This window comes from Rhizobium sp. LARHSG275 (assembly GCF_052871115.1).
Map to the genome: position 1 here is coordinate 1 of NZ_JBIXJN010000020.1, position 15,944 is coordinate 15,944.

At 61.2% G+C, this 15,944-nt stretch carries 12 protein-coding genes and 1 rRNA gene; 2 read left to right on the forward strand and 11 right to left on the reverse strand.

Annotated elements, in window-relative coordinates:
• Nucleotides 1–74 (reverse strand): 16S ribosomal RNA (locus tag ACIPSK_RS24695); the annotation flags it as partial.
• A 744-nt stretch (nt 75–818) separates the two neighbouring features.
• Here ACIPSK_RS24695 and ACIPSK_RS24700 point away from each other — a divergent pair.
• Nucleotides 819–2,759: a M23 family metallopeptidase gene (locus tag ACIPSK_RS24700; RefSeq protein ID WP_017966399.1), complete on the forward strand. Its 1,941-nt coding sequence runs from the start codon at nt 819–821 to the stop codon at nt 2,757–2,759.
• Between the two features lie 65 nt (nt 2,760–2,824).
• On the opposite strand, the gene clpB is transcribed toward ACIPSK_RS24700, so the two are convergent.
• The 6 genes from clpB to ACIPSK_RS24730 all read right to left on the reverse strand — a co-directional run bounded on the left by clpB (nt 2,825) and on the right by ACIPSK_RS24730 (nt 12,380).
• Nucleotides 2,825–5,425, reverse strand: a complete 2,601-nt coding sequence (clpB, locus tag ACIPSK_RS24705; RefSeq protein ID WP_017966398.1) for an ATP-dependent chaperone ClpB — start codon at nt 5,423–5,425, stop codon at nt 2,825–2,827.
• Nucleotides 5,426–5,677: 252 nt separating this feature from the next.
• Nucleotides 5,678–6,439 carry a DUF4167 domain-containing protein gene (locus tag ACIPSK_RS24710; RefSeq protein ID WP_162116758.1) on the reverse strand — a complete coding sequence of 254 codons (762 nt, stop codon included), beginning with the start codon at nt 6,437–6,439 and terminating at the stop codon, nt 5,678–5,680.
• Nucleotides 6,440–6,782: 343 nt separating this feature from the next.
• Nucleotides 6,783–7,643, reverse strand: coding sequence for a peptide chain release factor N(5)-glutamine methyltransferase (gene prmC, locus ACIPSK_RS24715; protein WP_162116759.1), 861 nt, complete (start codon nt 7,641–7,643; stop codon nt 6,783–6,785).
• The gene (gene prfA / locus ACIPSK_RS24720) at nt 7,640–8,719 is read right to left on the reverse strand and encodes a peptide chain release factor 1 (RefSeq protein WP_162116760.1); all 1,080 of its coding nucleotides are present in this window, start codon (nt 8,717–8,719) and stop codon (nt 7,640–7,642) included. Before prfA ends, prmC begins: the two co-directional genes overlap by 4 nt.
• Nucleotides 8,720–8,748: 29 nt before the next feature.
• Entirely contained in the window at nt 8,749–11,016 is a 2,268-nt protein-coding gene (gene ptsP, locus ACIPSK_RS24725; RefSeq protein ID WP_162116761.1) for a phosphoenolpyruvate--protein phosphotransferase, read from the reverse strand.
• Nucleotides 11,017–11,105: 89 nt separating this feature from the next.
• Nucleotides 11,106–12,380 (reverse strand): aspartate kinase, encoded by a 1,275-nt coding sequence (locus ACIPSK_RS24730; RefSeq protein WP_011653679.1) that lies wholly within the window; start codon nt 12,378–12,380, stop codon nt 11,106–11,108.
• A gap of 296 nt (nt 12,381–12,676) precedes the next feature.
• Between ACIPSK_RS24730 and ubiG the strand changes: the two genes are divergently transcribed.
• Complete coding sequence (ubiG, locus tag ACIPSK_RS24735; RefSeq protein ID WP_162116762.1) at nt 12,677–13,423, forward strand: bifunctional 2-polyprenyl-6-hydroxyphenol methylase/3-demethylubiquinol 3-O-methyltransferase UbiG; 747 nt, start codon at nt 12,677–12,679, stop codon at nt 13,421–13,423.
• 85 nt (nt 13,424–13,508) lie between these two features.
• Here the strand turns inward: ubiG and ACIPSK_RS24740 are convergent, their stop codons facing one another.
• The 4 genes from ACIPSK_RS24740 to ACIPSK_RS24755 are packed head-to-tail and all read right to left on the reverse strand — an operon-like array spanning nt 13,509 to nt 15,867.
• Complete coding sequence (locus ACIPSK_RS24740) at nt 13,509–13,937, reverse strand: DUF1178 family protein (protein WP_162116763.1); 429 nt, start codon at nt 13,935–13,937, stop codon at nt 13,509–13,511.
• Entirely contained in the window at nt 13,934–14,791 is an 858-nt protein-coding gene (locus ACIPSK_RS24745; protein WP_162116764.1) for a carbon-nitrogen hydrolase family protein, read from the reverse strand. Before ACIPSK_RS24745 ends, ACIPSK_RS24740 begins: the two co-directional genes overlap by 4 nt.
• 10 nt (nt 14,792–14,801) lie before the next feature.
• A complete protein-coding gene (gene grxC, locus ACIPSK_RS24750) occupies nt 14,802–15,059 on the reverse strand; it encodes a glutaredoxin 3 (RefSeq protein WP_017966390.1) in 258 nt (85 codons plus the stop codon).
• Between the two features lie 31 nt (nt 15,060–15,090).
• Nucleotides 15,091–15,867 carry a ComF family protein gene (locus ACIPSK_RS24755; RefSeq protein ID WP_162116765.1) on the reverse strand — a complete coding sequence of 259 codons (777 nt, stop codon included), beginning with the start codon at nt 15,865–15,867 and terminating at the stop codon, nt 15,091–15,093.
• Nucleotides 15,868–15,944: the final 77 nt, after the last annotated feature.

Sequence of the window (15,944 nt, forward strand, 5' to 3'; positions counted from 1 at the left end):
GCGGGGCGCTCGACTTGCATGTGTTAAGCCTGCCGCCAGCGTTCGTTCTGAGCCAGGATCAAACTCTCATGTTGAGAATTCAATCTCGACTAAATCACGTTCTTTGAATCGACGAGAACTTCACACCTGTTTTCCAGGACATAAGCCGAAACCCATATCCGAAAACCAGTGTAACTTCTCTTGATAAACGTGACCGTCAAAGTCTCTTTCAAAGGATCCAAATCTCTTCAGACCCCGCAAGCTCCGCCGCCCACGTTTCTCTTTCTTCTCTATATTCAATTGTCAAATAACAGACGACACCAAAGGCCGTCGACAAAACCCGCTCCAAACTCGCGCCCAGAACACAAACCAGCAACCCGCCAATCCGCTTGAGTTTCTTTAGAACGAAAGACTTCGTCGCCAGCAGCGCCGCCGCCCTCGTTCAGTGAGTGGGCTTATAGAACTAACCCATTAGAACAGTCAACAGCGCTTTTCGAAAAAATTGATTTTTCTTTCAAGCCATTGTTTTTCAGCCTAAAATTCGGGTGACACTCACATCTTGTCATTTCCCGGATTCCGAACAGGCCTCACACGGCCAGGAAAGATGAACGTCTTTCGACTTTTCGTGGAAAGAACTCCTCTTTTGTCTCCTGCGCCCCGACATCATCACAATCTGCTGGTCTTAAGAGACACATGATTCACACAGGCAAATGCAGGCAGACTGCCTTTTCCTGGGTGATTTGACTTCCATGCCTAAAATATGCACATCTTTCGCCCAGCCAGGATGGCCGATACATGCTCCCACAGACGCCTGATGTAAGGACGCGGACCCGACTGCCATGATGACGGAGAAAATGATGATCCGCTCGTTGGGCAACGAGCCTCCGCTTCTGGCCGACGGCAGACGCGCGCCCGACCGGCGCGAAGTTTCCTTGCGCTGGCTCTCGGGCACGTTCCTCACCGGCATTACATCCTCCGTCCTGATGGGTGTCGCCCTTTTTGCCGCCCTTGATGGCCGCCAGCAATTGGCGATCCCCGCCGAGGCCTATGCAAGTGTTGCGGCGGACGCGCATGAGGATACGACAGTGGTCCGCGGTGGCCGGCTGATCGCGCCCGCCATCGCCGCAAAGCCGTCCGACCGTGCCATCATGGAAGTCTCAACCGTCGTCCACGACGGCGAAAAGGAAGTCGTGCGCCGCCAGCCCTTCGCACATGTGAAGATGACGCTGGCCGCCAACCATGTGGCGACGGAGGACTATCCCGACTTCGATCCCCTGGCGATCTTTTCCGCCGACGAGCCTCAGCCCTCGCCGCAAAGCCGCACTGGCGCGCTTTACGGCTCCGACGTCGAATCCGAAGTCAGCCTGAAGACCATCCCCTTCCCGACCGGCAAGACCAGCGTGCAGATGGCGTCTGGCCTGTCGCTCGAGGAGGTTGAAGAGAACGTGCGTTCCAACGGCTCGGTGCTGACTGACGGCAACACGCAGCTCGCAGCCCTTTATTACGTCGATCCGCGTCGCTTCTCCAACGAGGACGCCGACGTCGATCTGACCGCCGGTCTGTCCGCCCGCGTGCTCGAACAGAACATGACGGTCTCCGCATCGGAATCGATCACGCCGCAGACCGAAGAATTCGCCGACGACGTCCTGCCCGTGCGCGTCGACACGCCCATCGCCAAGGCGCTGACGGATTCAGGCTATCCGCAGCAATATGCCGATGGCATTGCCGGCTATATCGCGCAGCAACTGGGTTCTGGTGATCTCGACAAGGGCGACGTGCTGCGCATCGGCATCATTCAGAAAGGCGAGCAGGCAAAGATCATCCGGGCCAGCGTCTACCGCGGCACGCGCCATCTCGTCACCGTGGCCGTCGACGACAAGGGCAGATACGTGCCTGGCAGCGAGCCGCCGATGCTGGATGCCATCGCCACCGCCTTCGATGATAATTCCTTTGCGCCGCCCCCCGGCCAGAACCTGCCGCGTGTCTATGACGGCATCTATCGTGCTTCCCTTTCCTACGGCATGACCAAGGATATGACGGCGCTGATCATCAAGCTGCTCGCCAGCAATGTCGATTTCCAGGCGCAGCTGAGGCCCACCGACAGTCTCGAGGCCTTCTTCTCCGTCGCCGACAGCGGCGGCCAGGCGACCGAGGATTCCGAGCTGCTCTACGTCAACGCCCGTTTCGGCGACACGCAGACGCGCTTCTACCGCTTCCAGGACCCCGAGGACGGCACGGTCGATTATTTCGACGAGAACGGCAAGAGTATCCGCCAGTTCCTGCTGCGCAACCCGGTGCCGAACGGCATCTTCAAATCGGGCTTCGGCATGCGCCGCCACCCGATCCTCGGTTTTGCCCGCATGCACACCGGCGTCGATTGGGCAGCACCGCGCGGCACGGCGATCATCGCCGCCGGCAACGGCACGGTCGAAAAAGCCGGCTGGGATTCCGGCGGTTATGGCAACCAGACGATCGTGCGCCATGCCAACGGCTATGAATCCTCCTACAATCACCAGAGCGCCATTGCCAAAGGAGTCGTCCCAGGCGCCAAGATCCGCCAGGGCCAGGTGATCGGCTGGGTCGGCACGACGGGCGAATCCACCGGCCCGCACCTGCATTACGAGCTGATCGTCAACGGCACCAAGGTCGATCCGCTGCGCATCCGCCTGCCGGGCGGCAAATCGCTGCAGGGCGAGGCACTGGCGAAATTCGAAGACGAGCGCAAACGCATCGATACGCTGCTGAACAACCAGACTCCGGACCAGGTGGCGAGCAAGTAGCATCTCGACCACCCAACGAAAATGGCGGCCGAAGCCGCCATTTCTCATTCATCCGGCAAACCGGCTTACGCCGCTTCGCTCACCGTCTGTCTCGTCCTGAACTGCAGCCGGTCCGAACCGCTCGTCACCGTGACAGTCGATCCGTCCGGCACCTGGCCGGACAGGATCTGCTCGGCCAGCGGATCCTGCACGAACTTCTGGATCACCCGCTTCAGCGGCCTTGCGCCATAGACCGGATCGTAACCCTTGTTCGCCAGCCAATGGCGGGCTTCCTCGTCGAGATCGATGACGATCTTGCGCTCGGACAGCAGAGCCACCAGCCGCTTCAGCTGGATATCGACGATCGCGCCCATCTCCTCGCGCTTCAGGCGATGGAACAGAATGATCTCGTCGATGCGGTTCAGGAATTCCGGCCGGAAATGCCCGCGCACGACCTCCATCACCTGCTCGCGAACCGTGTCACTGTCGTCGCCGTCCCTCAGCTGCGTCAGATATTCGGCGCCGAGGTTCGAGGTCATGATGATCATCGTGTTGCGGAAATCGACCGTCCGGCCTTGGCCGTCCGTCAGGCGTCCGTCGTCCAGCACCTGCAGCAGGATGTTGAAGACGTCGGGATGCGCCTTTTCGATCTCGTCGAACAGCACGACCTGATAGGGCCTGCGGCGCACGGCTTCCGTCAGCGCTCCGCCTTCGTCATAACCGACATAGCCCGGAGGCGCACCGATCAGCCGGGCAACGGAGTGCTTCTCCATATATTCCGACATATCCATGCGCACCATCGCCGTTTCGTCGTCGAAGAGGAAGCGGGCGAGTGCCTTGGTGAGCTCCGTCTTGCCAACCCCGGTCGGGCCGAGGAAAATGAACGAGCCGATCGGCCGGTTCGGATCCTGCAGGCCGGCACGGGCGCGGCGGACGGCGCGTGACACGGCCTGAACCGCATCGCCTTGACCGATCACCGATTTCGCCAGCTCATCTTCCATCCGAAGCAGCTTGTCGCGCTCGCCCTCCAGCATCCTGTCGACCGGAATACCGGTCCAGCGCGAAACGACATGGGCGATATTGTCCGGGCTCACCACCTCCTGCACCATCGCGCCTCGGTCGCCATCCTGCTTCTCGGCATCGACGAGCTGCTTTTCGAGATCCGGAATGACGCCGTAGGTCAGCTCGCCGGCACGCTGGAATTCACCTTTGCGCTGGGCGATCGCCAGTTCGTTGCGGGCATCGTCGAGCTGCCTCTTGAGATCGGCGGCTAGGCCGAGTTTCTGCTTTTCCGCCTGCCAGCGAGCCGTTAGCGCATCGGCCTGTTCCTCAAGATCGGTCACTTCGGTTTCCAGCCGCTTCAGACGGTCGGCGGACGCGACGTCCGTTTCCTTTTTCAGCGCTTCGCGCTCGATCTTCAGCTGCATGATCCGGCGATCGAGTTCGTCGAGTTCTTCCGGTTTGGAATCCACCTGCATGCGCAACCGCGCCGCCGCCTCGTCCATCAGGTCGATGGCCTTGTCGGGCAGGAAACGGTCGGTGATATAGCGGTTGGAAAGTGTCGCCGCGGCCACCAGCGCCGCATCGGCGATGCGCACTTTGTGATGCTGCTCGTATTTTTCCTTCAGGCCGCGCAAGATCGAGATCGTGTCTTCGACCGTCGGTTCATCAACGACGACGGGCTGGAAACGGCGGGCCAGGGCCGGATCCTTCTCGACATGTTTGCGATACTCGTCGAGCGTGGTGGCGCCGACGCAATGCAGCTCACCGCGGGCAAGAGCGGGCTTCAGGAGGTTGGAGGCATCCATCGCCCCATCCGCCTTGCCGGCGCCGACCAGCGTATGCATCTCATCGATGAACAGGATGATCTCGCCACTTTCCGCCTGGACTTCATTGAGCACGGCCTTCAGCCGTTCCTCGAATTCGCCGCGGTATTTCGCACCGGCGATCAGCGCGCCCATGTCGAGCGCCATCAGCTTCTTATCCTTGAGCGATTCCGGCACGTCACCGTTGACGATGCGTAGCGCCAGGCCCTCGACGATCGCCGTCTTACCGACGCCGGGTTCGCCGATCAGGACAGGATTGTTCTTGGTGCGGCGCGAAAGCACCTGGATGGTGCGGCGGATTTCGTCGTCGCGGCCGATCACCGGGTCGAGCTTGCCCTCGCGGGCCTCGGCGGTGAGATCGCGTGCGAACTTCTTCAGCGAGTCAAAACCCTGCTCGGCATTGGAGGAATCGGCCGTCCGGCCTTTGCGGATATCGTTGATGACCTGGTTGAGGCCCTGGGCCGTCACGCCGGCATTCTTCAGCGTCGAAAAGGTCGAGGCAGAGGATTCGATCGCCAGCGCCTGCAGCAGGCGCTCGACGGTAACGAAGCTGTCGCCGGCCTTCTTCGCCGCTTCTTCGGCGGTCGAAAGCACCTTGGCGAGCGGCTGTGCCAGATAGATGTTGCCGTTGCCGCCGGAGATCTTCGGCAACTTGGCGAGAGCCGCGTCATTGGCTAGGCGGGCGGCCTTGGCATCGCCGCCGGCGCGTTCGATCAGCGACGCCGCCATGCCCTGATCATCGTCGAGCAGGACCTTCAGCACATGTTCGGGTGTGAATTGCTGGTGACCTTGCGCCAGCGCATAGGTCTGGGCGGACTGGATGAAACCACGCACCCGCTCCGAATATTTCTCGATATTCATATTCTACCTCCATGGATCGCCCTGCCCTGACGAGGCGCAGACCGATGATTGAGATCGACCCCCTGAAAAGGCAGGCCGCGCTTGACCCGTAATGGATTCGGGCGAAGCAGTTCGAGGAGAATATGGTAGCCTGTTCTGCAAGTTTAAAGAGCCCGTAAAATGAAAATCCCCGGCACAAGGCCGGGGATTTTCAAGGCAATTCGAGCTGATGGCATGAGCGTCACGTTCTCCCCTGAAGGGAAAGCGAAATCCTCATTCCGATGCGACGTCAGCCAGCACTGGCGCCTCGGCAGAGGCACCCTCGCCTTCAGCGGCTGCTTCTTCGCCCTCAGCGCCGCGACGCGGGCGACGGGCACGGCTGCCGGTGCTGCGGCGGCGGGGCTGGCGTTCGCGCGGCTGGCCGCCGGCACCTTCCTCGTCCATCGCGACTTCGGCCGGAATGCCTTCGATCTCCGGCTGCGGGCCGGTTCCATCGTTGATCTCCGATTGGGGTGCCGGTGCAGGCGCCTGAGCGGCTACCGGCTTCGGCTGTGCCTGCGGCTGATGTTGTCTGCTCTGCTGCGGCTGGTGCGGCCTGCTCTGCGGCGGCTGGACAATAACGACATCGTCGCCGTCATTGTCATTCTCATTGTTGTCCATATCGTCGCCGTCGCGGTCCGCACCGTCGCGATCATTGTACTCGCCGCGGTCGTCGCGCTGGAAGCGTTCCTGCATCTGCGCCTGGGCACTGGCAATGATACGATTATAATGTTCGGCGTGCTGGAGATAGTTCTCGGCAATCACGCGGTCGCCGGAGCTTTGGGCGTCGCGGGCGAGCTGTGCGTATTTTTCGGCGATATGCTGCGCAGTACCGCGAATCTTCACATCGGGGCCGGAACTGTCATAGGTCCGGGTTAGCGGGTTGCCGCCCTTGCGGTTGAAATTGTTGTTATTGTTATTTCCACCGCCGCCACCGCCGCCGTTATTATTGTTACCACGCCCTCGACCGCGCTTGTTCTGCTGTCCTGGCCTCATCGATCGTTCACCTGAATTCTCTGTTTGTGATGGATACATGGCACCAACCGCCATGACCGGAAAACCGGGTCAGGACCTTTGTGCCGCGAGCATACTGCGCCTTTGCGCCGACCTGCCGCTTGGTTCTCAAGTCAGTTTGACTGATTCACGCATTGGGTCGTGTTCAAACCGTTGAAACTCTCGTTTAAAAGAGCGGACCCCCGAGGCAAACCAAGTACCGAACGAATCTCGTTCATTCCCATCTGCCCAACACGTGACCGCAACCTATATTGCTTCACCGGGAAATCCAAGCCTTTTCTTCGCAATAACAATAATGTCTCGTCCAATGCCGCATTATCGTCTTTCACGCGAGCGCGAACACGAGCACCCTGTCGTTCTGACCATAATCTTTCACGGATTTGAGGCACCTGAAGCCTTTCGCTTCAAAGATCGCCGTCACGTCGTTTCGCTGATCGTAGCCGATCTCCAGTCCGACGACCCCATCGGGCCTGATGAACCTTGCCGCATCCTTAGCTATGGCTTCGTAAGCGTCAAGCCCATCCGGGCCGCCATCCAGAGCCGCAGCCGGATCAAATTTGGTCACTTCGGGAGCGAGATCGTGAATGACATTGGAAGCAATATAGGGCGGATTTGAGACAATCGCGTGAAAGGATCCCTGGATGTCCTCGAACCAATTCGACTGTACGGCCTCAAAACGATCCTGCAACCCGTTTCTTTCTGCATTCGATCTTGCCGTTAAAAGTGCATTCGCCGATATGTCGCTGCCGACACCTGACGCATCAGGACATTCGCTCAAAAGCGCAAGGCATATCGCCCCGGTCCCGGTTCCCATGTCAAGGATATGGAGACGGCGTTGCGCCTTTGCAAGATCTTTGAGGTAGACGAGAACCGTATCGACCAGAATTTCCGTATCCGGCCGCGGTTCCAGCGTTTCGGCCGAGAGCCGAAGCGGCAGACCATAGAATTCCCGTTCGCCGAGAATGCGATGCACCGGCTCATGACCAAGCCGCCGCTCCAGCGCTCTGAAAATCACTTCTGCCTGCTCGGCAGAAAGCCTCTCGGCCGATCGCGTCAACAGCTCGGTCGGCGACAGTTTCAGAAGGCCCGCGACAAGCAGCCGCGCATCGGTCGCCGCATCGACGATACCTGCTTCGGTGAAGCGGCGGCGCGCATCGGCAAGCATATCGGCGACCGTCGAGCTCATTGTTGCTCGCCGAGCTGCGCCAGCTGGCTGGCCTGGTAATCGGCCATCAGCGCGTCGACGACCTCCTCGATCTCGCCTTCCATCATCCGGTCGAGCTTATAGAGCGTTAGGTTGATGCGATGGTCCGTTACCCGTCCCTGCGGGAAATTATAGGTGCGGATACGTTCCGAGCGGTCGCCCGAGCCGACCTGGCTCTTGCGATCGGCAGAACGCTCGCTGTCGGCCCTCTGCCGCTCGGCATCGTAAAGCCTGGAGCGCAGTACCTGCATAGCCTTGGCGCGATTTTGGTGTTGCGATTTTTCCGAGCTGGTGACGACGATGCCGCTCGGCAGGTGGGTAATGCGCACCGCCGAGTCCGTCGTATTGACGTGCTGGCCGCCCGCACCCGAAGAGCGCATCGTGTCGATGCGGATATCCTCAGCCCGGATCTCGATGTCGATTTCCTCGGCCTCCGGCAGCACCGCAACCGTTGCGGCCGACGTATGGATGCGCCCGCCCGCCTCGGTTTCCGGCACACGCTGCACGCGATGCACGCCGGATTCGAATTTCAGCTTGGCGAAGACACCCTTGCCGGTGATCGTCGCGATGATTTCCTTATAGCCGCCGGCTTCGCCCTCGCTCGCCGAGAGCACCTCCACCTTCCAGCCCTTTTCCGCCGCAAAGCGCTCGTACATGCGAAAGAGATCGCCGGCGAAAAGGGCCGCTTCCGAGCCGCCCGTACCGGCGCGGATTTCGAGGATCGCGCTCTTTTCGTCGGCCGCGTCCTTCGGCAGAAGCAGGATCTGCATCTCCTGCTCGAGCGCCTCGATCTGCTCTTTCACCTCTGGCAGCTCGAGTTCGGCCAGGTCGCGCATCTCGCGGTCGACCGACCTGTCCTCGAGCAGCGTTTCGAGGTCGGCAAGCTCGGCGACGGCCTTCTCATAGGCGCGGATCTTCGTCACGACTGGCTGCAGCTCCGAATATTCGGATGCGAGCTTCACATAGACATCGGCAGCCGGGCCAGCCGACATGCGCGCCTCGATTTCGCCGAAACGGCGTTCCAGCTCGCGCATCTTTTCAACGGGAAGCTTCGCCACCCTTCACTCCGATTCTTCTTAATCTCTGTCTAAAGGGGAATATTGTGGCTCTCGGCGAAGCGGGCAAGCACCTCGCGCATCGGCATCAAGGCGTGGTGATCGTCCAGCACCTCGTCCATCGCCTTCGTCAGTGCCCCGACATCGAGCCCGAGCAGCATCGCCTTCACCGGACCGATCGAGGCCGGCGACATCGAGATCGAGCGGAAACCAATGCCGAGTAGCGCCATCGCCGAGATCGGTTTGCTGGCGAGCTCGCCGCAGAGCGTCACCGGTGTCTTGTTCCGGTCCGCCCCGCGCACGATATCGCGCAGGATGCGCAAGAACGGCTTGCCGAGCGGATCAAAGCGGTCCGAGACCCGCGCATTGCCGCGATCGACCGCCATGGAGAACTGGAAGAGATCGTTCGAACCCACCGAGACGAAATCGACCGCCTCCATCAGTTCGTCGAGCTGCCAAAGCAGTGCAGGCACCTCCAGCATTGCTCCGAATTGCAGCTTGCGCGGCAGCCCGTGGCCAAAACGCGAGAGATGCTGCACTTCCTTCTGCAACAACTCGCGCACCATCCTCAGCTCGGAAACCTCGGTCACCATCGGCACCATCAGCTTCAGCTCGGTGTCGGCCGATGCCTTCAGCAGGGCGCGCAACTGGGTGCGCAACAGTCCCGGCCGGTCGAGCGACAACCGGATGGCGCGCCAGCCGAGTGCCGGATTTTCTTCCTCATGGCCGCGGAAATACGGCACCACCTTGTCGCCGCCGATATCGAGCGTACGGAAGGTGACGGTGCGACCTGCCGCCTGCTTTATCACATTGCGGTAGAACTGCTCCTGCTCCTCCGCCTTCGGCATGGTGGAGGCGATCATGAACTGCAGTTCGGTCCGGAACAGGCCGATGCCCTCGGCGCCTGATTCCGAAAGCTGCGGCAGGTCGACCAGCAGGCCGGCATTCATCATCAGCGCGATCCGCTGCCCATCCTTGGTCACCGGCTCGACGGCGCGCAGCGCCCGGAACTGCTCCTGCCGCCTGGCGCGGAAGCGGACCTTTTCCTCGTAGGAGCGCCGGTGATCGGCCATCGGCCGCAGATGCACATGTCCCTCGTCGGCGTCGATGATCACGGCATCGCCGTTCTCGGCGAGCGCCACCACGCCCGCTGCCTGGCCGATGACCGGAATGCCCATGGCGCGGGCGACGATCACCACGTGGCTCGTCACCGCCCCTTCTTCCAGCACCAGTCCACGGACATTAGAACGCGGATAATCGAGCAGTTCGGCTGCTCCCATCGCGCGCGCCAGGATGATTGCGTCGCTGGGGAAACCTTCGGCGGTCGTCCGGCCGGTATAACCGGTCAACTGTCTGAGCAGACGGTTCGCCAGATCCTCGAAATCATGCATGCGTTCGCGCAGATATGGGTCGGTCAACCGCATCATTCGCGCCTTGGTGTCGCTCTGCACTTTCTCGACCGCCGCTTCCGCCGTCAGGCCGTTGCGGATCGCCTCCTCGAGCTTGCGCACCCAGCCCTGGTCATGCGCAAACATGCGATAGGTTTCGAGCACCTCGCGGTGTTCGCCCTCCATCGAGACGTCGCGACGCGACAGCATGTCGTCGATCGAAATCCTGAGCGAGCCCATGGCTTCGGCCAGCCGCCGGATTTCCTTCTCGGCATCCTCGTTCAGCAGGTTGGTGACGACGATGCGCGGCTCGTGCAGCACAACGTAACCGAGGCCGATGCCGTCATTATAAGTATCGCCATCCACCGTCACCGAACGCGTCAGGTCGAGTTCGAGGCCCGGCTTGGTGATCTTCTTGAGCTCGCCGGTGGCGATCATCTCTGCAAGCACCATCGCCGTCGTCTCGAGCGCTTCAACCTCTTCCTCGCGATAGTTGCGGCTCGCCTTGTTCTGCACGACGAGAACGCCGAGCGAGCGCCCCGTCCTGAGGATCGGCACGCCGAGGAAGGAATGGTAGATTTCTTCGCCCGTTTCCGGCAGGTAGCGGAAGGCAGGGTGCGACTGCGCGTCGGAAAGGTTGAGCGGCTGGGCTGAGGCCGCGATGGTGCCGACAAGGCCTTGCCCCATCTTCAGTTGCGCCAAGTGCACGGCCTCACGGTTGAGGCCTTCTGTCGCATAGAGTTCGAGGACGCCGTCGGCGCGCAGCACATAGACGGAGCAAACCTCCGCCACCATGTTGCCGGCGATCTGGCGGACGATCCGGTCAAGCCGCTCCTGCGGCTCCAGCGGCTCCGCCATTAACTCGCGCAACCGCCTGAGCAGCACGCGCGGACCGCCGGAAAGGTCTCTCATGGCGTCTCAAGCTCCCGAAACAACGCACTCAGTCCCGGCGGGCCGGCCCTCGTCTCCTCAACCTGAAGGGGCAGGGCGCCCGCTGGGAATCAATTCTTATCCAGACCGTAGCAGGAATGCAAAGTCCTGACAGCGAGTTCTGCATAGGGACCGTCGATCAGGATGGAAATCTTGATCTCGGAGGTGGTGATCGCCTTGATGTTGATGCCTTTTTCGGCAAGTGCACGAAATGCGGTAGCAGCAACGCCCGCATGGCTGCGCATGCCGATGCCGATGACCGATACTTTCACCAGCCCCGATTCGTTTTGCACGACATCGTAGCCGATCTTCTCCTTATGGTCGCCGAGCACCTTGATCGCCTTCTCGACGTCGCCTGATGGTACTGTGAAGGTCATGTCGGTCTTCGATCCGTCCTCGGAAATATTCTGGACGATCATGTCGACATTGATATGGGATTCGGCGAGCGGCCCGAAGATCGCCGCGGAAACGCCCGGCCGGTCGGCAAGACGGCGTAGCGAGATCTGAGCCTCATCCTTGGCATAGGCGATGCCGGTGACTACTTCCTGTTCCACGATTTCATCCTCGTCACAAATCAGCGTTCCGGGCGGGTTCAACAGATCGCCCATGCCCGGAGCATCGGGATCTTCGAATGACGAGCGCACGAAGGTGCGCACCTTGTGTACCATGGCAAGCTCGACCGAGCGCACCTGCAGTACCTTGGCGCCGAGCGAGGCCATTTCCAGCATTTCCTCGAAGGCGATCTTCTTCAGCCTGCGCGCCTTCGGCACGATGCGCGGGTCGGTCGTGTAGACGCCGTCGACATCAGTATAGATATCGCAGCGGTCCGCCTTGACAGCTGCCGCGATTGCGACGGCCGAGGTATCCGATCCGCCGCGCCCCAGCGTCGCGATACGGTTGTCGGGTCCCAACCCCTGGAAGCCGGAGATGACGGCGACCTGCCCCTCGCCCATCCGCTTGACGATGTCGGAGCCGTCGATCTCCATGATCCGTGCCGCGCCATGCGCGTTGTCGGTGCGGATCGGGATCTGCCATCCCTGCCAAGAACGGGCATTGATATCCATCGCCTGCAATGCAATGGCCAGCAGCCCGGAGGTCACCTGCTCGCCGGATGCGACCACCGCATCATATTCCCGCGCATCGTAAAATGGAGAATTGGCGCCGATCACCTTCGGCGTGCCCTGGACCCAGCCGACCAGTTCGTTGGTCTTGCCGGACATGGCCGAGACGACCACCGCCACCTCGTGCCCGGCATCGACTTCGCGTTTTACGTGGCGGGCAACGTTCTTGATGCGGTCCAGGTCAGCGACGGATGTGCCGCCGAATTTCATTACGATGCGTGCCATATGCCTCTACCACGACTGGCGCCGGGAAATCGGAAAACCGGACCCGGCATCACGAAAGCTCTGGGGCAAACCGCTAGGCCCAAGAGCCGGATTCCCAACTTCCGGAACCGCTCTAAAGCCCAGGTCCCCAAAGGCCCCAAGTTGCGGCGTCTCATAGCGAGTTTGGCGGGGGGAGGCAAGCGCACGCGATAAAAGCTATTGGCGAGCGGATCCGCGCTCGCCAATCCCCTGATCCGCGCCCTTGACTTATGCCCCCGATCGTCCGACTTCACATGTCACGAATGAAGGAGTGGACGATGACGGAAACCGCCAGAAGCACGATTGACCAGGGCGAGGTGGACCGCTTTTCGGCGATGGCGGCGGAATGGTGGAGCCCGACCGGCAAGTTCAAACCACTGCACAAATTCAATCCCGTCCGGCTCGCCTATATAAGAGACAAGGTCTGCCAGAATTTCGGCCATGATCCGAAAAGCCCGCGCCCGCTCGAGGGTCTGCGTGTGCTCGATATCGGATGCGGCGGCGGCCTGTTGTCCGAACCTGTCGCTCGCATGGGCGCCTCCGTCGTCGGCGCCGATCCGTCCGAGAAGAATATCGGCATCGCCTCCACCCATGCCGCAGCCTCCGGCGTTTCGGTCGACTATCGCGCCGTCACCGCCGAGGAGCTTGCGGATGCTGGCGAGACCTTCGATATCGTCTTGAACATGGAAGTTGTCGAGCACGTCGCCGATGTCGAATTCTTCATGACCACCTGCGCGAAAATGGTCCGCCCCGGCGGCCTGATCTTCGTTGCCACCATCAACCGCACGATGAAGGCGGCAGCGCTTGCCATCTTCGCCGCCGAGAACATTCTGCGCTGGCTGCCGCGCGGCACCCATCAGTATGAAAAGCTGGTGCGCCCGGAAGAACTGGAAAAGCCGCTGGCGGCAAGCGGCCTTGAGATCACCGACCGGACCGGCGTCTTCTTCAATCCGCTGTCGAACCAGTGGAACCTGTCCAAGGATATGGACGTCAATTATATGCTGCTGGCGAAGCGGCCGGCATAATTCCCGCCGTCAATAAGCCGGCTGCACTTTCAGCAGAACGAGATGCAGGCCGAAATTGTAGGCGGCCAGACGCCCGGACTGGATGTCAGTTCACGTCCTCCGGCAAAACCGGAATGGCCGCGATCTCAATGCCCTCTTCCAGGAGCGCCTGCGCCTCGTCGACCGTCGCCTGGCCGATGATGCCGCGGGCATCCGCCTCGCCATAATGGATCTTGCGGGCTTCCTCGGGAAACTGCGTGCCGACGTCCTCTGAATTGGCCTTGACCGCCGCAACGGCCTCCTTGAGTTTTTGCAGGGCCTCGCGGCGCATGGCATCCATCGCCAGCGTCTGCCTCTCGTCCTTCCCGCGCGCAGTCGACACCGAAGGCGCCATCAACAGCTTGGAAATGGCGGCGGAATGACAGACCGGGCAGGTCAGGAAACCGGCTTCGACCTGACGGTCGAAATCGGCGCTTTCCGAAAACCAGCCTTCGAATTCATGGGCATTGTCACAAGTGAGGGAATAGCGGATCAAGCGGCGACGCCTCCGGCGATTGCCCCTGCAATCCTCTCAACCGAGAATTCCCGCCCATTCTTCAGGTTCGGGATCTTGTCATGCGCAGCCTTGACCGCGCCGGGATCGATCTCGGCGACGATGACCGCCTCGCCGGCGGCGCCGGCCGACGCCAGCACCGTGCCCCAGGGATCAATGATCATCGAATGGCCGAAAGTCTCGCGCCCGTCCTCGTGCCGGCCGGCCTGTGCAGCGGCGATGACGAAGACCCCGTTCTCGATCGCGCGTGCCCTGAGCAGGATCTCCCAATGCGCCTCGCCGGTCTGCTTGGTGAAGGCGGCGGGAACCGTCATCACTTCAGCGCCGGCCATGGCCTGGGCGCGGAAGAGTGCAGGGAAACGCACGTCGTAGCAGATCGCGAAGCCCATTTCCGCAAAGGGCAGCGACAGGACGCGGGCCTCCGAGCCGGCTGTATAAGCAGCACTTTCACGCCAGCTCTCGCCATTGTCGAGGTCGACGTCGAACATATGGATCTTGTCGTAGCGATTGAGAATCCTGCCGTCGGGACCGAACAGGAAACCGCGATTGGCGATCTTGCCGTCGGCAAGGGCGATCGCCGTCGAACCGACATGCATGTGGATGCCGAATTCCGCAGCGAGCTCAGAGCCGGTCTTGACGATGATGTCATGCGCCTCGTCGGCAAGCACGGCGCGTGCCGCCGTACGGTCGCGCTGCAGCATTCCGGTCATCTCGGGCGTCTGTACATAAGTCGCGCCCTGGCCAGCGGCCTCGCGCACCAGCTGCGCCATGGCCGCGGCATTCCTCACCGGATCGACCCCGGAGCACATCTGGACGGCGGCGGCCTTGAAGCTCATCGGCTCTTCCTCAAGCTGCCAGCATCGGATCGAGCCTGCCGGCCCGATCGAGTGCAAAGAGATCGTCGCAACCGCCGACATGTTCGATGCCGATGAATATCTGCGGAAAGGTCGTACGCCCGTTCGACTTGCCGATCATCTCCCGGCGAAGATCCGGCGAAAAGGTCGCGTCGTGCTCGACATATTCGACGCCCTTTTCTTCGAGAAGGGACTTGGCGCGGCTGCAATAGCCGCAAAACTGCCGTGTATAGATGGTGACGGGTACCATAATCTCTCCAGACCGACGCCGGGTATTTCTGTCATATAGGCTCGGAGAGAGCCCTTGCAAAGGTCAAAACCGTGATCTCAGCCGCACCCGCCTTGCGCAGTGTCCGGCTTGCCGCAGCGACCGTCGCCCCTGTTGTATAGACGTCGTCGATAAGCACGATGCGCTTGCCGAAAATGTCGTTTTCGCAACCCTTGGCGATCGCGAAAGCGCCCCTGACATTGTCCTCGCGCGCCTTGGCGCCAAGGCCGACCTGCTGGCTGGTGCGCTTGACGCGAATAAGCGTGGCGGCAAGCAGCGGCTTGCCCGAGAGCTTTGCCATGTGGCGGGCAAGCTCTGCTGCCTGGTTGAACTTGCGCGCCAGCATACGGGTGCGATGCAGCGGCACTGGGATCAGCGCATCGCAGCTTTCGACCGTCCCATCGGAGGCCCGCAGCATCCAGGCGGCCATCATCGGCGCCAGATCGGTGCGATCTCGATATTTCAGCCCATGGACGAGATCACGGACCGCATGATCGTGGGTCGCAGCCGACCGTAGCCGGTCGAAGGGCGGCGGGTTGGCGATCGCCTCGGCGCTGAGGATCCCGGCGCCGAGATCGTGCGAGAAGGGAATGCCGAGCACCTCGCAATAAGGCCGTTCGATGAAGCGGATACCAGACCAACATTTCGCACAGAGCCCGCGATGGCCGCCGGTCGAAATACCGCAGACGGAACAGGCGGGCGGATAAAAGAAATCGGCAAGCGCCGAAAACGGCCGCAAGAGATGCGTCCGCAAGAATTCTGCCGGTCTTTTCAATTCGATTGGCCCCATGCCCGAGAGACTAGCGCGTTCTCCACGAAAGGAAAATCGTCTTGCCGCAAAGGCGGCGCGGGACTAAGGACATCGCC

What these genes read in the sequence shown, in the direction of transcription:
- ACIPSK_RS24700 (WP_017966399.1), top strand. Translation starts at nt 819, where the DNA reads ATGATGACGGAGAAAATGATGATCCGCTCGTTGGGCAACGAGCCTCCG.
- clpB (WP_017966398.1), bottom strand. Translation starts at nt 5,425, where the DNA reads ATGAATATCGAGAAATATTCGGAGCGGGTGCGTGGTTTCATCCAGTCC.
- ACIPSK_RS24710 (WP_162116758.1), bottom strand. Translation starts at nt 6,439, where the DNA reads ATGAGGCCAGGACAGCAGAACAAGCGCGGTCGAGGGCGTGGTAACAAT.
- prmC (WP_162116759.1), bottom strand. Translation starts at nt 7,643, where the DNA reads ATGAGCTCGACGGTCGCCGATATGCTTGCCGATGCGCGCCGCCGCTTC.
- ptsP (WP_162116761.1), bottom strand. Translation starts at nt 11,016, where the DNA reads ATGAGAGACCTTTCCGGCGGTCCGCGCGTGCTGCTCAGGCGGTTGCGC.
- ACIPSK_RS24730 (WP_011653679.1), bottom strand. Translation starts at nt 12,380, where the DNA reads ATGGCACGCATCGTAATGAAATTCGGCGGCACATCCGTCGCTGACCTG.
- ubiG (WP_162116762.1), top strand. Translation starts at nt 12,677, where the DNA reads ATGACGGAAACCGCCAGAAGCACGATTGACCAGGGCGAGGTGGACCGC.
- ACIPSK_RS24745 (WP_162116764.1), bottom strand. Translation starts at nt 14,791, where the DNA reads ATGAGCTTCAAGGCCGCCGCCGTCCAGATGTGCTCCGGGGTCGATCCG.
- grxC (WP_017966390.1), bottom strand. Translation starts at nt 15,059, where the DNA reads ATGGTACCCGTCACCATCTATACACGGCAGTTTTGCGGCTATTGCAGC.
- ACIPSK_RS24755 (WP_162116765.1), bottom strand. Translation starts at nt 15,867, where the DNA reads ATGGGGCCAATCGAATTGAAAAGACCGGCAGAATTCTTGCGGACGCAT.